At 64.2% G+C, this 18,657-nt stretch carries 17 protein-coding genes and 1 tRNA gene; 16 read left to right on the top strand and 2 right to left on the bottom strand.

Features of this window, described 5'->3' with window-relative positions:
• Positions 1 to 8 precede the first annotated feature (8 nt).
• Together ACUYMZ_RS11230 and ACUYMZ_RS11235 are read left to right on the top strand one after the other, a co-directional pair.
• Entirely contained in the window at positions 9 to 1,349 is a 1,341-nt protein-coding gene (locus ACUYMZ_RS11230) for a 3-oxoacyl-ACP reductase (protein ID WP_481603368.1), read from the top strand.
• Positions 1,346 to 2,272, top strand: coding sequence for a MaoC/PaaZ C-terminal domain-containing protein (locus ACUYMZ_RS11235; protein WP_426002663.1), 927 nt, complete (start codon positions 1,346 to 1,348; stop codon positions 2,270 to 2,272). The genes ACUYMZ_RS11230 and ACUYMZ_RS11235 overlap by 4 nt, the downstream gene beginning before the upstream one ends.
• Positions 2,273 to 2,345: 73 nt before the next feature.
• On the opposite strand, the gene ACUYMZ_RS11240 is transcribed toward ACUYMZ_RS11235, so the two are convergent.
• Positions 2,346 to 2,431 (bottom strand) — tRNA-Leu (locus ACUYMZ_RS11240).
• A gap of 267 nt (positions 2,432 to 2,698) precedes the next feature.
• On the opposite strand from ACUYMZ_RS11240, the gene ACUYMZ_RS11245 reads away from it, so the two are divergent.
• Both ACUYMZ_RS11245 and ACUYMZ_RS11250 read left to right on the top strand, forming a co-directional pair.
• Positions 2,699 to 4,003 (top strand): M20/M25/M40 family metallo-hydrolase, encoded by a 1,305-nt coding sequence (locus ACUYMZ_RS11245; RefSeq protein ID WP_481603369.1) that lies wholly within the window; start codon positions 2,699 to 2,701, stop codon positions 4,001 to 4,003.
• A gap of 23 nt (positions 4,004 to 4,026) precedes the next feature.
• Positions 4,027 to 5,199, top strand: coding sequence for an acyl-CoA dehydrogenase family protein (locus ACUYMZ_RS11250; RefSeq protein ID WP_481603370.1), 1,173 nt, complete (start codon positions 4,027 to 4,029; stop codon positions 5,197 to 5,199).
• On the opposite strand, the gene ACUYMZ_RS11255 is transcribed toward ACUYMZ_RS11250, so the two are convergent.
• Positions 5,196 to 5,429 carry a DUF5703 family protein gene (locus ACUYMZ_RS11255; RefSeq protein ID WP_426002667.1) on the bottom strand — a complete coding sequence of 78 codons (234 nt, stop codon included), beginning with the start codon at positions 5,427 to 5,429 and terminating at the stop codon, positions 5,196 to 5,198. The genes ACUYMZ_RS11250 and ACUYMZ_RS11255 overlap by 4 nt on opposite strands.
• Positions 5,430 to 5,468: 39 nt before the next feature.
• Here ACUYMZ_RS11255 and ACUYMZ_RS11260 point away from each other — a divergent pair, with 39 nt between their 5' ends.
• The 12 genes from ACUYMZ_RS11260 to ACUYMZ_RS11315 all read left to right on the top strand — a co-directional run bounded on the left by ACUYMZ_RS11260 (position 5,469) and on the right by ACUYMZ_RS11315 (position 18,642).
• Positions 5,469 to 5,726 carry a hypothetical protein gene (locus tag ACUYMZ_RS11260; protein ID WP_426002668.1) on the top strand — a complete coding sequence of 86 codons (258 nt, stop codon included), beginning with the start codon at positions 5,469 to 5,471 and terminating at the stop codon, positions 5,724 to 5,726.
• A 243-nt stretch (positions 5,727 to 5,969) separates the two neighbouring features.
• Positions 5,970 to 7,661, top strand: a complete 1,692-nt coding sequence (locus tag ACUYMZ_RS11265; RefSeq protein WP_481603371.1) for a sugar transferase — start codon at positions 5,970 to 5,972, stop codon at positions 7,659 to 7,661.
• A 58-nt stretch (positions 7,662 to 7,719) separates the two neighbouring features.
• Complete coding sequence (locus ACUYMZ_RS11270; protein ID WP_426002671.1) at positions 7,720 to 8,829, top strand: Gfo/Idh/MocA family protein; 1,110 nt, start codon at positions 7,720 to 7,722, stop codon at positions 8,827 to 8,829.
• Entirely contained in the window at positions 8,826 to 9,845 is a 1,020-nt protein-coding gene (locus tag ACUYMZ_RS11275) for an NAD-dependent epimerase/dehydratase family protein (RefSeq protein ID WP_481603373.1), read from the top strand. Before ACUYMZ_RS11270 ends, ACUYMZ_RS11275 begins: the two co-directional genes overlap by 4 nt.
• Entirely contained in the window at positions 9,842 to 11,002 is a 1,161-nt protein-coding gene (locus ACUYMZ_RS11280) for a DegT/DnrJ/EryC1/StrS family aminotransferase (protein WP_481603375.1), read from the top strand. The genes ACUYMZ_RS11275 and ACUYMZ_RS11280 overlap by 4 nt, the downstream gene beginning before the upstream one ends.
• Entirely contained in the window at positions 10,999 to 11,661 is a 663-nt protein-coding gene (locus ACUYMZ_RS11285; RefSeq protein WP_426002674.1) for an acetyltransferase, read from the top strand. Before ACUYMZ_RS11280 ends, ACUYMZ_RS11285 begins: the two co-directional genes overlap by 4 nt.
• Positions 11,662 to 11,666: 5 nt before the next feature.
• Positions 11,667 to 12,731 (top strand): glycosyltransferase family 2 protein, encoded by a 1,065-nt coding sequence (locus ACUYMZ_RS11290; RefSeq protein WP_481605858.1) that lies wholly within the window; start codon positions 11,667 to 11,669, stop codon positions 12,729 to 12,731.
• Positions 12,728 to 14,215 (top strand): oligosaccharide flippase family protein, encoded by a 1,488-nt coding sequence (locus ACUYMZ_RS11295; protein WP_481603378.1) that lies wholly within the window; start codon positions 12,728 to 12,730, stop codon positions 14,213 to 14,215. Before ACUYMZ_RS11290 ends, ACUYMZ_RS11295 begins: the two co-directional genes overlap by 4 nt.
• The gene (locus tag ACUYMZ_RS11300) at positions 14,212 to 15,150 is read left to right on the top strand and encodes a DUF6492 family protein (RefSeq protein WP_481603380.1); all 939 of its coding nucleotides are present in this window, start codon (positions 14,212 to 14,214) and stop codon (positions 15,148 to 15,150) included. Before ACUYMZ_RS11295 ends, ACUYMZ_RS11300 begins: the two co-directional genes overlap by 4 nt.
• Entirely contained in the window at positions 15,147 to 16,385 is a 1,239-nt protein-coding gene (locus ACUYMZ_RS11305; protein WP_481603381.1) for a glycosyltransferase family protein, read from the top strand. The genes ACUYMZ_RS11300 and ACUYMZ_RS11305 overlap by 4 nt, the downstream gene beginning before the upstream one ends.
• Complete coding sequence (locus ACUYMZ_RS11310; protein WP_481603383.1) at positions 16,382 to 17,824, top strand: O-antigen ligase family protein; 1,443 nt, start codon at positions 16,382 to 16,384, stop codon at positions 17,822 to 17,824. The genes ACUYMZ_RS11305 and ACUYMZ_RS11310 overlap by 4 nt, the downstream gene beginning before the upstream one ends.
• A complete protein-coding gene (locus tag ACUYMZ_RS11315; protein ID WP_442422661.1) occupies positions 17,812 to 18,642 on the top strand; it encodes a YveK family protein in 831 nt (276 codons plus the stop codon). The genes ACUYMZ_RS11310 and ACUYMZ_RS11315 overlap by 13 nt, the downstream gene beginning before the upstream one ends.
• Positions 18,643 to 18,657: the final 15 nt, after the last annotated feature.

Below are 18,657 nucleotides of genomic sequence, written 5' to 3' on the forward strand. Positions count from 1 at the left end.
GGAGCGACGTGACAGATACATACACGCGGATCGTCAGCCAGGGACTCGGAAAAGACGTAGCCAGGAGGCTGGGACTGCCACAGCCGGTAGAGCTGAGGCGCCATGCGCCCGGTGCTCCGTTGGTGAACGGGCCGGTGCTGGTGAACGGCGACAGCCTCGGTGCCGACGACCTCGCCAGGGCGCTGCTGGGCTGGGGCCTGGACGTGCGGCGCAATGCTTTGCCCAAGGAGAAGCTTGGAGCCGTCATCCTGGTGCTTGACGCAGTGCAGCATCCCGACGACCTGGGCAAGCAGATTCTGACAGTCGCAGCGTCATTGCGCGACCTGTCCCCGAATGGCCGCATCATCACGGTTTCCAGGACTCCGCACTCGGCGTCGACGCCGGCGTCGGCCGCGGCCCGGCAAGGTGTTGACGGGATGCTGCGTTCGCTGGCCAAGGAGTTGCGCTCCGGTGCCACGGCCAACGGAGTGTTGCTGGCAGAAGACATCGCCACCACGGCCCCATCTGCCCTGGGGGCTGTCCGCTTCTTCCTCTCGGGCCGCTCTGCATACGTTGACGGCCAATTCCTGACGGTAACCTCTGCTTCGGGGAGCATGCCTGCTGATGTCGATAAGCCCCTTCAGGGCAAGGTCGCCGTAGTGACCGGCGCCGCCAGGGGCATCGGCGCCGCCATCGCCAGGACTTTGTACCGGGACGGCGCCAAGGTCGTGGTGGTGGACATCCCTGCTGCCGGCGACCACCTTGCGGCCGTGGCCAACCAGGTCCACGGCACTGCCCTGCAATTGGATATCACCCGTGACGATGCCGGGGCGCGGATCATCGAGCACGCTGTGGAAAGGCACGGCCGCCTCGATATCGTGGTCCACAACGCCGGCATCACCAGGGACAGGTTGCTGGCCAACATGGACGAGGGCAGGTGGCAGTCGGTGGTCGCCGTGAACATCGCAGCGCAGCTGCGCATCAATGAGGTTCTTTTGGCATCGGAACATTTCAAGGACGCACCGCGCATCATTTCCGTCGCTTCGACCAGCGGCATCGCAGGAAACCGGGGCCAGACGAATTACGGGGCGTCCAAAGGCGGCGTGATCGGCATGGTCCGGGCCACGGCGCCACTCATGGAATCCTTCGGCGGAACCATCAATGCCGTGGCGCCGGGCTTCATCGAGACGGAAATGACGGCCAAAATGCCCTTTGCCATCCGTGAGGCCGCCAGGCGGCTCAATTCCCTGAAGCAGGGAGGCCTGCCGGTGGACGTTGCAGAGGCCATTGCTTTCCTGGCAACGGAACCGGCCGGTGGAATCAACGGTGGCGTACTGCGGGTCTGTGGACAGCAACTGGTGGGGGCATGAGCCGGACCCAGCCCGTGATTCTTGGTGAGGTTCCCTCACTGTCCAAGCTCTACGTCAACGCCGCGGCAAATGCGGCCAGGCGGCGGGTCCTGGGCTCGGCTCCCGGCAGGAAAAGGCTGCCTTCAGCAGTCCATGAGGTCAGGGGCGTGCTGGCGGACGTGGAGAACCTGACCGCGTACCAGCACCTGGTGGGCGAGACCGCCAGCGACGTCCTTCCCGCCGGTTACGTCCATGCGCTGGCCTTTCCCGTCGCCATGAGCGTGATGAACCGTGACGACTTTCCCTTGCCATTGCTGGGCATGATCCACCTGCGGAACGTTGTGGAACAGCGGGCGCCGATCCTGTTCACCGAGGCCCTGGATGTCCGGGCCTGGTCGGAGAACCTGGCCGGCCACCGGTCCGGTACCCAACTCGATGTGGTGGCCGAGGTGCGTTCCGGCGGTTCGGATGCGCTCGTTTGGCGCGGGGTGTCCACGTACCTGGCCAAGGGCGTGTTCCTGCCAGGTGTTGATAAGCCGGGCCACTCGAACGGATCTTCAGGTGGAGGCGATTTTTCACCGCCGGACCCTACCGCCGTGTGGCAACTGGGCCTGGAGACAGGCAGGAGCTACGCCACGGTCTCCGGTGACTTCAACCCCATCCACCTCAGCACCCTGTCCGCCAAGGCACTGGGTTTGCGGGGGTCTATTGCGCACGGCATGTATCTTGCTGCCCGCGCACTGGCTGATGTTGGTTCTGCCAAGTCCGATGCCTTCGTCTGGGAGGTTGCCTTCGACGCTCCGGTCTTCCTGCCGGCCAAGGTGGCACTGGACATCGCCACCACCCAGACCGATGCGGGAGCCTGGGAACGCTCCGACTACGTTGCGTGGAACCCGCGCAGCGGGCGCAGGCATTTCAGCGGCAGTGTGCGCTCCATGGGCTGACCCATCATGAACAAACATGACCCTGGTCAAAAAAAGAAACAGGGCCTGGAATCTTCATTCCAGGCCCTGTTCTTGGTGCGCGGAGGGGGACTTGAACCCCCACCCCCTTTCGAGGACTAGCACCTCAAGCTAGCGCGTCTGCCATTCCGCCACCCGCGCAGAGTGGTATTCAGAGGCCCCGTGGACACCTTGCAGCATCCCGCTTTCCTCCGAAGCAGCGAGAAAAACTCTAACACGGGGACAAGGCAACTGAAAAATCGGCCATCACCCCGAAACCCTGCCCCTGTGGCCTGAGGTCCTGCGGATGACGGGGCACCGGACATGTCGCGGTTGTGATGAGTAGGCTGGGGGTAAAGGGACAGCAGCGGCGCATCGTCCGCGCCGGGCCACCGGAAACCTGCAGCCAGCCACGCAAGGAGAGATTTCATGTCTGACATCCGCCCCGAGGATGAAGTTGTCCGGATCTGCCAGGAGCTCATCCGGATCGACTCCTCCAACTTCGGCGATGGAACAGGTCCGGGCGAACGCGCGGCAGCCGAGTACACGGCCGGCCTGATCACCGAGGTCGGACTGGATGCGGAGATCTTTGAATCCGCGCCGGGCAGGGCCAACGTGGTCACGCGCATCGCCGGTGAGGATCCATCGGCCGGCGCACTGGTGGTGCACGGACACTTGGACGTGGTGCCCGCCCTGAAGGACCAATGGAGCGTCGATCCTTTCAGCGGCGAACTCAAGGACGGACTGATCTGGGGCCGGGGCGCCGTGGACATGAAGGACATGGACGCCATGATCCTGTCCGTGATGCGGGACTTTGCCCGGACCGGCAGGAAGCCGAAGCGGGACATCATCTTTGCCTTCTTCGCTGACGAGGAAGCAGGTGGCACATATGGAGCCCGCTACGCTGTGGAACACCGGCGCGAACTCTTTGACGGTGCCACTGAGGCCATCTCCGAGGTAGGCGGCTTTTCCACCACCATCGGCGGCCAGCGGACATACATGCTCCAGACCGCTGAGAAAGGTCTTTCCTGGTTGCGCCTGGTAGCCCATGGCAGGGCAGGGCACGGGTCCCAGATCAACACGGACAATGCAGTCACCAGGCTGGCCGCGGCTGTCACCCGTATCGGCGAGTACAAGTGGCCCGTGGAGCTGACGCCCACCACCCGGCAGTTCCTGGACGGCGTAACGGAACTGACCGGCGTCGAATTCGATCCCGACAATCCGGACATCGTTCTGAAGGAGCTCGGAACTGTTGCCAGGTTCGTCGGCGCGACGCTGCAGAACACCTCCAACCCGACGTTCCTGCGCTCCGGTTACAAGCACAACGTTATCCCCGAATCAGCCGAAGCCTATGTGGACTGCCGGACGCTTCCCGGTCAGCAGGAACTGGTTTTCGACACCATCAAGGAACTGGCAGGAGAAGGCATCGAGATCAGCTACGTCAATAAGGACGTTTCGCTGGAAGTTCCGTTTGCCGGCAACCTGGTTGATTCCATGATTGATGCCCTGCATGCAGAAGACCCGGGGGCCAAGGTGCTGCCCTACACCCTGTCCGGTGGTACGGACAACAAGTCGCTGAGCAAGATCGGCATTACCGGTTACGGCTTCGCGCCCCTGATGCTGCCGGACGAACTCGACTTTACGGGCATGTTCCACGGCGTGGACGAACGCGTCCCTGCCGAATCCCTGCAGTTTGGCACACGCGTCCTCAACAGGCTCCTCACCACCTACTGACGGACACAGAGGAAGGGATCCGCTTGGCACCCGAAGACATCCTGCCCGAGGCTCTCCTGGACCGGCTGCGCGGACGCGCGGCCGGTTACGACCAAAACAACCGGTTCATCCAGGAGGACCTGGATGATCTGGCAGAGGCAGGCTACCTGAAGTTGTTCGTACCCGAGGCCGACGGCGGACCGGGACTTGGCCTTGAAGCGGTCGCGGCGCTTCAGCAGCGCCTCGCCACGGCAGCGCCGGCCACGGCGCTGGCCATCAATATGCACTTGGTGTGGACCGGCGTCGCGGCTGTCATGGCGGCCAGGGGAGACAACGCACTGGGCTTCCTGCTGAAAGAGGCCGGACAAGGCGAAATCTTCGCGTTCGGCATCTCCGAAGCCGGCAACGATTCCATGCTGTTCGACTCCGGAACCGTTGCAGAACCCTTGCCGGACGGCAGCTACCGGTTCACGGGCCGCAAGATCTTCACCAGCCTGTCGCGCGGCTGGACCCGGCTGGGGACGTTCGGCAAGGATCCGGAGGCCCGGGACGGCGCGGGGGAGCTCGTGTTCGGTTTCATCCGGCGGGACGAGCCCGGGCACGAAACCCTGAGCGACTGGGACACCTTGGGGATGCGTGCCAGCGCCTCCAATACAACACTGTTGCACGGCGCCGTGGTACCCCCGGAACGGATCTTCCGGAAGCTGCCGGTAGGTCCCAACCAGGACTTGCTGATCTTTGCGATCTTTGCCTGTTTCGAAACACTGCTGGCTGCTGTCTACACGGGCTTGGCTGAGCGTGCCCTCACCCTGGCCGTGGAGAACGTCAAGCGCCGGGTCTCGGCCAAACACGGCGGACGAAGCTATGCCCAGGACCCTGATATCCGGTGGAAGGTCGCTGATGCCGCCATGGCCATGGACGGCATCCAGCCGCAGCTGACACTGCTTGCCCGCGACGTCGACAATCTGGTGGACCACGGTCCGCAATGGTTCCCCAAGCTCGTGGGACTCAAATCCAGGGCGACCGAGAATGCACGCCATGTTGTGGACCTCGCCATCCGTGTGACGGGCGGGTCAAGCTACTTCCGGGGTTCCGAGATGGAACGGCTCTACCGCGATGTGCTGGCGGGTATTTTCCATCCCTCCAACGACGAATCCGCCCACAACACCGTCGCCAACGCATGGCTGGGGCCTTTGGAGAGCCAGGAAAGCCGCTAGACGGTGCGCTGTATGGAGTAGACCTTGCGCCGCAGCCAGAACCGGCGTCCTCCACCCATGTACATGCGGCTGCGCTCCAGTTCCCACTTGCCGTATTCGGAATGTTCCGCGAGCCGCCGGCGGGCCTCATGCAGGGAATCCTCAGGTCCAACCGTCAGCACGAGGTATTCGTACTGGCGTGCGTAGTCTCGTTGGCGCTCTACGGAGCCGCCGCTAAATTGTTCCTTCATCCCTCTCCATTTTCGTCTTTTTCCGGCTAACGTGAAGTCATGAGCATCGATCCGCGTGTCGCACTTCAATCGTTGACCGCAGCACTCGAGGAGCACCTGGCCGCGGCCTCCGCGCGCCGGGGTGAAGGCGATCCCGCTGTCGAGGCAGCATTTTTCGCGGTGGCGGATGCCTTCGAAGTCTACGAGGATGCTCTCTATGACACGTACTCCGAGGTCACCCCTCTCCAGGTTTTCGACGATGAGGATGAGGAAGAGGACGACATCCTGGACGAGGACCTGGAGTCCTTGGAGGAGTAAATTTTCACAAAAACCGGCCGCCCCAGGGCGGCCGGTTTTTGTGCCGTCAACCCCGTCGCCCGGCACTTGGCCACGCATTGGACGTGAACCCGACCACGTAGTCCCGCGATTGCCAGCTAGGTACTCGCGAGTATGACGTATGGGTAATCCTGAGCAAACTTGAGTACAGACTACTGGTGCGCCTCTTCAGCGCCGCCGCTTCACTGGGTTGTAGGCAATGGCGGGTCTGCGAAGAAGGCTGACATGGTAAAAGTTCCGGTCTTGCGAATGGGCAGGGCAGCGGCACCTGGCGGTGCGCACCGGCTTTCCACCAAGGCTGCCTTCACCGGCGTCCCTGCCACGGCCGATGTCAATCTGCCGGTGTCTCCCTGGATTGACAAGTCCGTTGCTGCACAGCGGACTGAAAAGGCGGGACTGGCGGCGCTGGGTCCGGATGTCACCCCGATGACCACGCCGCCAGTCACCCTGCCCGGACTTCCCCCGGCCGATATGCGAAGCAGGGCCGACGGAAGCCGGAACAACTGGAAGCTTTTCCTCACCGTAAGCCTCCTCCTCTCCGACAGCCTGCTGGTCATGGGCGCCGTTATTGCGGGGTTCCTGCCGATCGCAGAGGGACAGGCTCCCTGGGCCGACGGAGCGGGGCATGGTCAACAAGCCCTCCTCGGCGTGCTCCTTGCCGCGGCATGGATGGCAGCACTTGAGGTCTACAGGACCCGGGACCCGAAAGTCCTGGGTGTGGGCCCGGAAGAATACAAGCGCGTGCTGTCGGCCAGTCTGCGGGTCTTCGGATTCCTCGGAATCCTCGCCGTGGTGTTCCACCTGGAATCCGTCAGCTCCTTCGTGTTGGTGTCCCTGCCCGTTGGCCTGCTGGTACTCACGGGAAGCAGGTGGTGTTTCCGTCGCTGGCTGTCCCGGCAAAAGGCACAGGGGTACTGCCTGTCCAAGGCGATAGTCGTGGGCGAACCGCAGGACGCCAGATACGTCATTAAGCAGATCAACCGCCGCAGCGGGGCCCCCTACGACATCGTGGGTGCGTGCCTGCCAGGAGCCCGCAAGGGAGCCGCTCTCGTGGTGGACGGCGTCCGTGTACCGGTGCTGTCTTCCCTGTACGGAATCTCCCACACCGTCCGGCAGACGGGCGCGAACGCAGTGATCGTGGCCGGCCCTGTTCCCGGCGGGAACCAGTTCATCCAGGAACTCGGATGGCGGCTGGAGGACGACATGGCCGAGCTCGTGCTGGCAGCCACCCTCACCAACGTCGCAGGTCCCCGCATCCATTGGCGACCCGTGGATGGCCTGCCGCTGATGCACGTGGACATTCCGCACTATAGCGGAGGAAAACACACCCTCAAGAGGCTGATGGACATCACGGTATCGACTGCAGCATTGCTGGTACTGTCACCGCTGCTGCTGATCCTGGCGCTCATTGTCCGACTCGACAGCCCCGGCCCCGTGCTGTTCCGCCAGGAAAGGATCGGGAAGCAAGGCTCCACCTTCCAGATGCTCAAGTTCCGATCCATGGTGGTGGACGCCGAAGCGCGGCTGGCCGGGTTGCAATCCCAGGATGAAGGGGCCGGCGTCCTCTTCAAGATCCGCGGTGATCCCAGGATCACGCGATGCGGCCGCTGGATGAGGAAGTACTCACTGGATGAACTGCCGCAGTTCTGGAATGTGCTGACCGGCGACATGAGCCTCGTGGGGCCGCGTCCGCCGTTGCTGCGGGAAGTGAACAGTTACGAACGTCATACCCGTCGCCGCCTGCTGATCAAGCCCGGCATCACAGGACTGTGGCAAATCAACGGCCGATCCGACCTTCCATGGGACGAAGCCGTCCGCCTGGACCTCTACTACGTGGAGAACTGGTCCATCGCCGGGGACGTGATGATCATGTGGCGCACTTTCAAGGCCATGACAGCCCCGTCCGGCGCCTATTGACCCGGGCAACAACCAGCAGAAAAAAATTCAAGCCATCCACAGAAACCTGGAGTGGAACATGAGCATAGGACCGATACCCACCAGCCACCTCAACGGCCACGGGCTGACCCCCAAACTCCGCATCGCCGTCGTAGGGGCCGGCTACTGGGGGCCGAACCTGGCACGGAACCTCAAAGCGAGCCCCGACTGGGAGCTTGTGGCCATCTGCGACCTCGACGTCGAACGCGGACTGCGGCTGGCCGAAACCGTCGGCTCCGTGCCCGTCGTCGAATCCTTGGATGAACTGCTGGACACCTACAACCTGGACGCAGTCGCCGTGGCGACGCCCGCCCATACCCACCACGGGGTGGTCATGACGGCCCTTCGCGCGGGGAAGCACGTCCTGGTGGAGAAGCCCCTGGCCGACAGCCGGGCCAAAGGCCTGGAAATGGTTCAGGAAGCAAAGAACCGTGGACTGGTCCTCATGGCAGACCACACCTACTGCTTCACACCGGCCGTCCTGAAAATCCAGGAATTGGTGTCCAGCGGGGCCCTGGGGGACATCCTGTACGTGGACTCGGTACGCATCAACCTCGGACTCGTGCAACCGGACGTCAACGTGTTCTGGGACCTGGCACCGCACGACCTGTCCATCCTTGACTTCATCCTCCCCGGCGGACTGCATCCCACCGAAATCTCCGCCCACGGCGCCGACCCCCTGGGCACAGGCCGCGACTGTGTGGGCCACCTGACCTTCGGCCTCCCCAACGACGCCATGGTCCACATCCATGTGAACTGGCTCAGCCCCACCAAAATCCGGCAAATGATCATTGGCGGATCCAAACGCACCCTCGTGTGGGACGACCTGAACCCCCAGCAAAGAATCAGCGTCTACGACCGCGGAGTCAGCCTGGAACACCAACCCCGCTCGGCAGCGGATAAGAAGAACTCAGCGATCTCCTACCGGCTCGGAGACACGTGGTCGCCGGCGCTGCAGGAACGCGAACCGCTGGGCCAGGTAGTCGGTGAACTTGCCGCCTCCATCCGGAACCACACCACTCCGCGCACCAGCGGAGAATCGGGGCTGCGGGTTCTCTCCGTGTTGGAGGCCGTCTCGCGCAGCCTGGGCACCGACGGCCAGTCGGCACTGGTTCAGGGCAATGAGGTCACGCTCCAGGTTGCACAGTGAAAGCGCTCCTGGGCGCCAACGTCCTGGTCACGGGAGGGGCCGGCACCATCGGTTCCACGCTCGTCGACCAACTGCTTGACGCCGGAGCCGCACACATCGACGTGCTGGACAATCTCGTCCGCGGACGCCGGGCCAACCTTGATGACGCCCTGGCCACCGAACGCGTGCACCTGGTGGAAGGGGATCTCCGGAACCGCGACCTGGTCCACGACCTGACGACCGGGAAGGACCTGGTGTTCCACCAGGCAGCCATCAGGATCACCCAGTGCGCCGAAGAACCCCGGCTGGCCCTGGAAGTGCTGGTGGACGGGACCTTCAACGTCTTCGAAGCGGCCGTGGAGCACCGCATCGACAAGCTCATCGCCGCTTCCAGCGCGTCGGTCTACGGCATGGCGGAGACGTTTCCCACCAAGGAAAACCACCACCATCACAACAACGACACGTTCTACGGTGCAGCAAAATCCTTCAACGAAGGCATGGCCAGGAGTTTCCGGGCCATGTCCGGCCTGGATTATGTCCTCCTCCGCTACTTCAACGTTTACGGGCCCCGCATGGATGTGCACGGGCTCTACACCGAGGTGCTCGTCCGGTGGATGGAGCGGATTGCCGACGGCCTGCCGCCACTGATTTTCGGTACCGGCGAACAAACCATGGACTTCATCCACACCGCCGACGTGGCAAGGGCAAATGCCCTCGCTGCCGCCAGCAACGTCAGGGAGGGCATCTACAACATCGCCAGCGGCACGGAAACCAGCCTGGCGGAACTGGCCGAAACGCTCCTGGCCGTCATGGGCTCCCCACTGCACCTGGAGCACGGACCCGAACGCGCCGTCAACGGCGTGGTGCGCCGCTTGGCGGATACGACGGCGGCGCGCAGCGACCTGGGGTTCGAAGCCGCCATTGGCCTGGAAGACGGGTTGCGCTCGCTGGTTGCCTGGTGGCGCCCGTTGCGCGAGGAGATTGCGGCAGCCCGTGAAGTGACACGCCGGGAGTCGCCCGTGGCAGGTGCCCGATGACTACCTACGGGACATCCGTGGCGCGCATTGACGTGATGAAACCCTGGCTCGGCACCGAAGAAGCCCAGGCCGTGGCTGACGTCATTGCCAGCGGCTGGGTGGCGCAAGGTCCCAAGGTACGCCAGTTCGAGGACGCCTTCGCTGCCCGGCAGGAAGCCGCTTTTGCAGTTGCAGTCTCGAGCTGCACGTCAGCCCTGCACCTGGCCTTGGCTGCGGCGGGCGTCCAAGCCGGTGACGACGTGGTGGTTCCCTCGTTCTCCTTCATAGCCACGGCCAACGCCCCGACATATCTGGGCGCAAGGCCGGTCTTTGCCGATGTGGACCCGGCAACGGGATGCGTGACGGGGCAAACCATCGGGGCCGCCCTGACTCCCCGCACCACGGCAGTCATCGTCGTGGACCAAGGCGGCGTCCCCGTGGACCTGGACCCCATCCGGGGCCTGTGCGACCCCTTGGGCATCACGGTGGTGGAGGATGCCGCATGTGCCATCGGCTCGTTGTACCGCGGACGCCCTGCCGGGGCAGGAGCGGAACTCGCTGCCTGGTCTTTCCATCCCCGCAAGATCCTGACCACCGGTGAGGGCGGCATGCTCTCCACCCAACGCAAGGATTTCGCGGACAGGGCCCGCCGCCTGCGCGAACACGCCATGAGCGTCTCGGCAGCCGATCGCCACGCCAGCATCCTGGCCCCTGCCGAAGAGTACCTCGAAGTCGGCTACAACTACCGCATGACCGACCTTCAGGCCGCCGTCGGGCTTGTCCAACTAGGCCGCCTCCAGGAGGCGGTCCGGCGACGGCGGGAACTGGCCGCGGAGTACGCCCATGCCTTCGCGGACATTGAAGGCCTGCGCCTGGTTGCCGACCCCGGCTACGGTACAACCAACTTCCAGTCGTGCTGGATCGAAGTGGGGCCGGGCTTCAGGCTCGGCCGGGATGCCCTGATGGAGAAGCTGGCGGAGGACGGAATTTCGGCCCGGCGCGGCATCATGGCCGCGCACCGGCAGCCGGCCTACGCGGCCGCGGGCCCGGTGTCCCTTCCGGCCACCGAATGGCTCACCGACCACACGCTCATCCTGCCCCTGTATCACCAGCTCACCTTGGGGGACCAACTCCGGGTGATCGATTCCGTACTGCGGGCGGCGGGGCAGGGACGATGACCGAGCTCCTGTTGATCGCCGCCAGCGGACTGGCCCGGGAAGTCCTGGCCATGGTGCGCAACAGCGGGCAGTACGACGTCATAGGGATCCTGGATGACGACGAGGACAAACTGGGTCGGGTGGTTGACGGAGCCCATGTCCTGGGACCCATCCGGGACGCGCTCCTCTTTCCGCACGCCAGGCTGCTGCTGTGCATCGGTTCCGGAAGCGGAAGGGAAAGCGTGGCCATGCGGCTGCGAACACTGGGCCTGGCAGAAGACCGGTACGCCACCGCCGTCGACCCGTCCGTCCATGTCCCGGAAGGCTGCCATATCGGCTACGGGAGCATCATCCTGGCCCACGTGACCATGACGGCGTCGGTGACCCTGGGCAACCACGTGGTTGCCATGCCCGGCGTCACCTTCACCCACGATGACGTGGCCGGCGACTTCAGCACCTTCGCAGCCGGCGTATCGCTGGGCGGCAACGTGGTCATCGGCCGGGCAGCCTACATCGGCATGAACGCCAGTGTCCGCGAGCGCCGCTCCGTCGGTGCCGGCGCCACGATCGGGATGGGTGCTGCGGTCCTCCACGACGTCCCCCAGGACGAAACCTGGGCCGGCGTGCCGGCCAAGGTGATACAACGCGGGAACTTCCCGGCATTGGAGGGCATCCTGTGAAGATCATGCGCCCCCGCCCCCTGCCGCGCCGTCCCGTGGTCTCGGTGGTGGTTCCCTGCTACAACTACGGGCGCTTCCTGCCGGAGGCGGCCGCGAGCGCCCTGTCGCAGGACGGGGTGGATGTTGAAGTGATCGTCGTCGATGACGCCTCCACCGACGACAGCCTGGCCGTTGCCCGGCAGTTGGCCTCGGCAGATCCCCGCATCACGGTAGTGGCCCACAGCAGCAACCAAGGACACATCGCTACCTACAACGACGGCCTGTCCCGGGCTGCCGGCAAGTACGTCACTCTCGTCTCGGCCGATGACCTGGTGGCACCCGGTGCGCTGGCCCGGGCCGCTGCCCTGATGGAAGCCAATCCGCGTGTGGGGCTTGTGTACGGCCTCCCCAGGGATTTCACGGAACAGCCGCCGCCCGCCGGCCCGCCGGAACGCGAAACGTGGACAGTGTGGGATGGCCGGACGTGGATGTCACTGGCCTGCGCCCGGGGGCGGAACTTTATCCTGTCCCCGGAAGTCGTGATGCGGACCGAAGCCGTTCTCGGCATCGGGGCGTACAGCCCCTTGTTGCCACACTCCGGGGACCTTGAGTACTGGCTGAGGGCAGCAGCGTCCTGGGATGTGGGCCGGATCAACGGTCCGGTCCAGGCGTACTACCGCGTGCACGGCAGCAACATGCACCAGACCCGGTTTGCCTCCGCCGCTGTCGACATCCAGCACCGCCTGGATGCCTTCCGTGTGCTGGAAGATCCGCGTTTCCCGGCCCCTGTCGCCGTACGGACAAAGCAACTGCTGCGCGCCAAGAAAGCCCTGTGCCGGGAAGCAACCCGCCTTGGTTGCAGCGAATTGGCGGGGCCGGTGTCCGTGGAAACGGCCACCGAACTCAGGAAATTCGTCGAGTCACTGCACGATGTCCCCGGCAATGTGCGCAGGGCAAACCTGCTCCAGGCGAGGATCGCCCGGGCAACGCGGGGACGCGGGCCTGGTGGCACCGCATCATCGCTTGCCTTTGTCCGGGGCCAGCTTGACCGGGTGCGCTGGCGGTTGTGGGCCATGACGGGCATCTCATGACGGAAACCAGGGGAGCACTGGGAAAAAGGGCCGTAGGCGCCACCCTCTGGGGTGGCGTGAACATGGCCCTGGGGCGCATTGTGCAGTTCGCCACCACCATCATCGTGGCGAGGATGCTCGCGCCCGAACACTTTGGTGCTCTCGCAGTTGCGATCGTTGTCCAAACCATAGCCACGAACATGGCAGAACTCGGTGCCACGGCGTCCCTTGCACGGGGCACCGGGGATCCCGACCGGGTAGCCCCTACCGTGTTCACGATCGCCCTGGTGACGAGTTCCGTAATGACAGCAGCGGCTATCATCACCGCACCCGCGCTCGCAGCGGCTTTCGACGACCCCGCAGCGACCCCCGTCATCCAGGTGTTGTCGCTGACAATCCTGCTCCAAGGCCTCGGTGCGGTCCCGTCCACCATGGTGTGGCGGGAGTACCTGCAAAAGGCCCGGGTCTTCGTGGATGTCGGCAGCGTGCTGACCGTGCTCGTGCTGGTGGTTCCCATGGCTGCCGAGGGCTGGGGTGCGATGGCGCTGGCGTGGTCCCGGGTTGGTGGCCAGCTGGTGGCCCTGGTGGGGTATTGGATCATCACCCCGCGCCGCTACCTGCCGGGTTACGACCGCTCCGTGGCGCTGGAGGTGGTGAAGCTTGGGATGCCCCTGGCGATGGCGAACCTGGTGGTCTTCATCACCCTGAATGTTGACTACTTCCTGATCGGCAGGCTGCTGGACCCCACAGCTTTGGGTCTGTACCTGCTGGCATTCAATCTGGCCGGGCTCCCCAGCGCCGTCATTACGTCGGTGATCAGGGCGACCGCAGTCCCAACCTTCGGACGGTTGTACGCCGACGGCACCCTGGGGACGCTGGCCGGGCGTTTTGTTGCAGGTATCGCATACTTCGCCTTCCCGGTTTCAGCGATGGTGGTGGGCCTGGCGCACCCCTTGATCGTCGTAGCCTACGGATCCACCTGGGCCCCGGCCTCAGTGGCTTTGGCTACCTTGGGAGTGTTCGGTGCCACACGCATCCTGGTGGAACTCTTCGCCGACTTGTCGGTTGGCGCCGGCCGGACCATGTGGCTCTTCTGGGTTCAGGTAGTGTGGCTGGCCGCCCTGGTGCCTGCCCTGTTCTTCGGCATCAGCCAGTGGGGGATTGCCGGCGCGGGCGCTGCACATGCGGTCGTGGCCTGCCTGGTGGTCATTCCGATGTATGTCAGGGTCCTGACCTTGGTTTTGGGCATCCGGGCGTTGGACCTGATGCGGGGGAGCATCGTGCCGCTGCTGGCCGCAGCAGCGGCAGGAAGCGCGGCTTGGCTGGTCGCAGGAACCGTGCAGGGATCCGTTGTCCCGCTGCTGCTGGGTGGCCTGGCGGGTGTCGCTGTCTACGGCACGCTGACCTATCGGCAGGGGAGGGTGCTCCTTCTGACCCTGAGGAACCTTTTGCGGGGCCGGCTGAACACTACCTTGCCCGAAACCGCGAAAGAGGGTGCCGCATGATGCCGCCTCCAATACCTGCCAGTCCGGCGTCCATGCCCGGCAGCAACCTCTCAGTGGTCACGCCAAGCTACCTGCCTGACCTTGAACTCTGCGTTGACCTCAACCGTTCCGTCCTTGAACTGACGGCCGCCGGCGTGGTGCACCACATTATTGTGCCGGCCCAGGACCTTCCGGCCTTCAGGAAACTCCAAGGACCCAGGACGGAAGTCCACGACGCCCGCGAGTTCCTTCCCCGGTCCTTCATCAAGGCTCCCGGAGTCAACGTCTGGGTCAATGGCGCCCGCCCCTGGCCACCGGTCCGAGGCTGGATTACCCAGCAGATCCTGAAACTGTCGGCGGTATCCGTGCTGCACGTCGATGGAGCCCTGCTGCTGGACTCCGACAGCGTGCTGATCCGCGAGACCAACCTCGACACGTTCAGGCACAATGGCTCCATCGCCCTGTACCGCAAACCCGGAGGTGTTGACAAAACACTGCCCGGCCACAGGCTCTGGCACGCGTCGGCCCGAAGGCTGCTGGGCCTTGAAGCGCCACCGGACGGAGACCTGGACGACTACATCTGCTGGCCGTGCCTTTGGGAACCGCGGCTGGTGCGGGACATGCTCCGCCATATCCAGGAGGTGAAAGGACGCCTTTGGTCCACGGCCGTCGGGGCCGAACTGCATTTCTCCGAGATGATGCTGTACGGGCTGTACGTGGATGAAGTCGCCGCGGGCCCCGGTGCCCACGTCAGCGAAATGCAAGGGATCGTGCACTCGGAAGAAAAAAGGCTCACCCAAGCGGACATTGAACGCCTTCTGCGCGGAGCACCGCCGGACAAGAACGTGGTGATGCTCTCCGCCAAGGCCGGGATCCCCCTGCAGGACCGAAGGCAGGCACTGGAGGCCTTCAGGCAGGCACGCCAAGGATCCAACCATCGGGGAGTCCGCCCATGAACGTACTCCACCGCGTCATGGCACACGCACAACGAGACGGCTGGCCCGCAGTCACCAGGAAGATCATCCACAAGGCAGCAGGCAAGGCCCTCGAACGGCTGTCCGTCAACGAACCCGACCTGCCCGTCCGCACGGAAGATCTTCAGGCGTCCGCCAATAACGCACCACACCGTCAGCCCCACCCGGTATCCGGCGCCATGAATGTTGGCTGGGTCTGCACACCGCCCGGTCCAGGCTCAGGCGGCCACACCACCTTCTTCCGCATGGTGCAGGGCATGGAAGAACGCGGACACCGCTGCGCCCTCTTCCTGTACGACAGGAACAGCGACGACGTATCCCGCCACGCCGCTGTCATCAGAAAGCACTGGCCACTCATGGAAGCGGAGATCCGCAGCGTCGCCGAAGGTTTCCACGGCATGGACGCCATCGTCGCCAGCTCCTGGCCTACGGCTTATGCGGCCGCAGCCCACGGCAGCCGACACCTCCACAGTTTCTACTTCATCCAGGACTACGAACCCTACTTCTACCCGAGGGGCACCCTGTATGCGCTCGCAGAAAACAGTTACCGGCTCGGGTTCACCAACATCGCCCTTGGGGGAATGATCGGCGCCGTCATGAAGTCCGAACTGGGTATGGAGCCAGCGGCTTCCGTGCCCTTCGCGTGCGACACCACGACTTACAGGCTGCTTGAAGGGCCGGAGGGGGCACCGACCCGCCACGGGGTGGTGTATTACGCCAAGCGGGCTGTAGACCGGCGCGGCTATCTCCTGGCGAAACTGGCTCTGGAACAGTTCCATGCCATGCACCCCGACCAGGAAATCCACATCTACGGGGACAGCATCACCGGGTGGTCCATTCCTGTGAACAATCATGGGAACCTGCCCCCCGGAGATCTCAACAGGCTGTACAACAGCACCATCGCAGGCCTTGCCCTGTCATTCACCAACATCTCCCTTGTTCCGGAGGAACTGTTGGCCGCGGGCAACGTCCCGGTCCTGAACGAATCAGCGTTCGCCGCGCAGGTTTTGAAGGATCCGGAGGTTATCTGGGCACCGGCCACCCCCAGCGGTTTGGCCGGAGCCCTGGCACGCGCCGTGGAGGCCAACGACATCCAGGACCGGGCCTCAAGGATTGCCGCACGGAGGCGGCTGGACTGGAGAGTATCTACAGACGCCTTTGCCGAGGTGCTGGAGTCAGCGTGCTCAGGCAACACCATACTTCCGGGATCGCCATGAGCAGCACCAGGTTCAGGCCGGCAATGCGGCCCAGCGCTTTTGCCGGAATCGACGGCCTCGAACCCGGCAAAGGCACGTCGCACGTGCCGTTGCTCCTGAAATTCGCAGCGTTCGGGATCTTCTTTTTCCCCTCCAACATGGTGCTCAAGCCCCTGGGGGCAGTCGGCACCCTGCCCCTGATCATTGCGCTGCTCCTGCTGGCCGTATGGGTATGTTCCGTGCTCTTCGGACTGACCAACCCCCTCGAGAACCGGCATCCGGGGCGCATGGGCTTCGTTCTGCTGTGGGTGGGCACCTGCGCCTCGTACGCGGCCATGTACTCGGGCTACACAGGCGGAAGCGAAAGCCCGGCGCGCGCCGCCGCCGATCGATGGCTGATACTCCTGTTGGCCAGTGCCGGCATCATCCTCGTAACCGCCGAAGCTGTACGAACACTCAACGCGGCCATGGCACTAACCAGGGCTTTGCTGGCCGGTGCCGCCTTTTGCTGCCTCGTCGCCGTCGTCCAGTTCTTCTTCAGGGTGGACCCCATGCAGTGGCTGCAAATGGCCATGCCGGGCTTCACCAACAACGGCGGGAACACAGCCTTCCAAATACGGGGCGCCATGATGCGCGTCTCGGGAAGCACCTTCCATTCCATCGAGTTGGCCGTCATCTGCTCCATGCTCCTTCCCCTCTCCATCTGGAGGAGCCTGTACGACGTAAAGGGCAGGAAATGGGTGCATTGGACCATCACGGCGCTGCTGGTATTCGCCATTGCGTCCACAGTCTCGCGCTCCGGAATCCTGGGACTGTTGGCCGGTATGGCCGTTTTCATTCCCTTCCTGCCCAGGATGGCGCGCCGTTGGGCATTCATCGCCGCCCCCGCCATTGTGGCGGCCCTCTTCCTCGGTGTGCCCGGGCTCGTGGGCACTCTGACAGCGTCACTGACCGCCGGCGACAACGATCCTTCCATCACGACGCGAACCAACAACTATCCACGGGTAGCAGCCATGGTGGAAGAGCGGCCCTTCTTCGGCGTGGGGCCCGGGAACTACATGCCCAGCAACGCCATCCACATCCTCGACAACCAGTACCTCAACGCCACGGTGACCATCGGCCTGGTGGGGCTCGTGGGCTTGATCGCCTACCTGACCCTGCCGGGCCTCTCGACACTCCTTGCAGCCCGCGCATCCCGCATCCCGGCCCTCCGATGCCTCGCCGGCGCCGTTGCGGCCGCAGGCATCGTCGCCGCCGTCTGCTCCTTCACCTTCGACTCCATGTCCTTCCCGGTCTTCGCCCTCACCTACCCCTTCATCGTCGGATTGGCAGGTGGAGCCTGGAACATGGTCCGCCGCGAAATCCAGCTCAAGGAACCAGGCGAAGCCCCGCATCACGAGCCCCCGGAACGCCCAACTACCACGCAACCACTCCCCAAGGAGGGATCATGGACCCCGTAGCCGTATTCAAGACACTGTGGCGTTACAAGATCTTCGTGCTGCCGGTCCTCCTTCTGACAGCCGTGGCCGCGGTCTACATGTTTTCGTACGCCCCACGGACCTACGAAGCGCGGACGACGTACGCGATTGTCAATCCAAAGACTCCCACGTCCGAGGACATCGAAAAGGACCCGTCCCTCGGATTGTTGAACACTGACAATCCCTATCTTCGGTCCGCGGACACGTCCCTGGTAGCGCAAGTGGCGGTCACGCGGCTGAACGATGTCGCCACAGGCGATTTCCTTGCCTCGCGCGGACTGAGCACGGACTACAAAGTGGAGCGGCCCTCTGACGCCTTCCTCATCGATATCTCGGGGATCTCCGACGACAAGGAGCAGGCCATCGCCACCGCGAAGGCCCTCGGCGAACGGCTGGAGCAAGACCTGCGCACCATTCAAACCATCAACGGAGCCTCCGACAGGTACCTGTTTACGGCCTTGGCGGTTGCCCCACCCGACAAAGCCACAGAACAGTTCTCCAGCAGGCTCAGGTCGGTGATCGTTGTCGTGGTGGCCGGGATCGTCCTCACGCTTGGAACAGTCTCCCTCGCCCGTGCCGTGGAAGCCTCCAGGACCCGGAACAACAGCAACGGTGAACCCAGGAACCGGACACGCCGGCAATCAAAGCCACTCGTGCCGGGACCGGTGCCACCTGCGCCGGAGGAGGCGGCGGCACTCGCCCACTTGGAAACCCTTGTGGCAAGCGACGCACGTCCACGGTCCGAAGCCCGCCGGCAGACCGCACCGAAAGACCCCCTCAAAACGGCAAACACGCGCTGAACGCCCGAATAGAGC

The sequence above is a fragment of the Arthrobacter sp. T572 genome (assembly GCF_056780115.1).

Bases quoted from the DNA above. Each gene is read 5' to 3' on its own strand.
- ACUYMZ_RS11235 (WP_426002663.1), top strand. From the start codon at position 1,346: ATGAGCCGGACCCAGCCCGTGATTCTTGGTGAGGTTCCCTCACTGTCC.
- ACUYMZ_RS11245 (WP_481603369.1), top strand. From the start codon at position 2,699: ATGTCTGACATCCGCCCCGAGGATGAAGTTGTCCGGATCTGCCAGGAG.
- ACUYMZ_RS11255 (WP_426002667.1), bottom strand. From the start codon at position 5,429: ATGAAGGAACAATTTAGCGGCGGCTCCGTAGAGCGCCAACGAGACTAC.
- ACUYMZ_RS11260 (WP_426002668.1), top strand. From the start codon at position 5,469: ATGAGCATCGATCCGCGTGTCGCACTTCAATCGTTGACCGCAGCACTC.
- ACUYMZ_RS11265 (WP_481603371.1), top strand. From the start codon at position 5,970: ATGGTAAAAGTTCCGGTCTTGCGAATGGGCAGGGCAGCGGCACCTGGC.
- ACUYMZ_RS11270 (WP_426002671.1), top strand. From the start codon at position 7,720: ATGAGCATAGGACCGATACCCACCAGCCACCTCAACGGCCACGGGCTG.
- ACUYMZ_RS11280 (WP_481603375.1), top strand. From the start codon at position 9,842: ATGACTACCTACGGGACATCCGTGGCGCGCATTGACGTGATGAAACCC.
- ACUYMZ_RS11285 (WP_426002674.1), top strand. From the start codon at position 10,999: ATGACCGAGCTCCTGTTGATCGCCGCCAGCGGACTGGCCCGGGAAGTC.
- ACUYMZ_RS11290 (WP_481605858.1), top strand. From the start codon at position 11,667: ATGCGCCCCCGCCCCCTGCCGCGCCGTCCCGTGGTCTCGGTGGTGGTT.
- ACUYMZ_RS11295 (WP_481603378.1), top strand. From the start codon at position 12,728: ATGACGGAAACCAGGGGAGCACTGGGAAAAAGGGCCGTAGGCGCCACC.
- ACUYMZ_RS11300 (WP_481603380.1), top strand. From the start codon at position 14,212: ATGATGCCGCCTCCAATACCTGCCAGTCCGGCGTCCATGCCCGGCAGC.
- ACUYMZ_RS11305 (WP_481603381.1), top strand. From the start codon at position 15,147: ATGAACGTACTCCACCGCGTCATGGCACACGCACAACGAGACGGCTGG.
- ACUYMZ_RS11310 (WP_481603383.1), top strand. From the start codon at position 16,382: ATGAGCAGCACCAGGTTCAGGCCGGCAATGCGGCCCAGCGCTTTTGCC.
- ACUYMZ_RS11315 (WP_442422661.1), top strand. From the start codon at position 17,812: ATGGACCCCGTAGCCGTATTCAAGACACTGTGGCGTTACAAGATCTTC.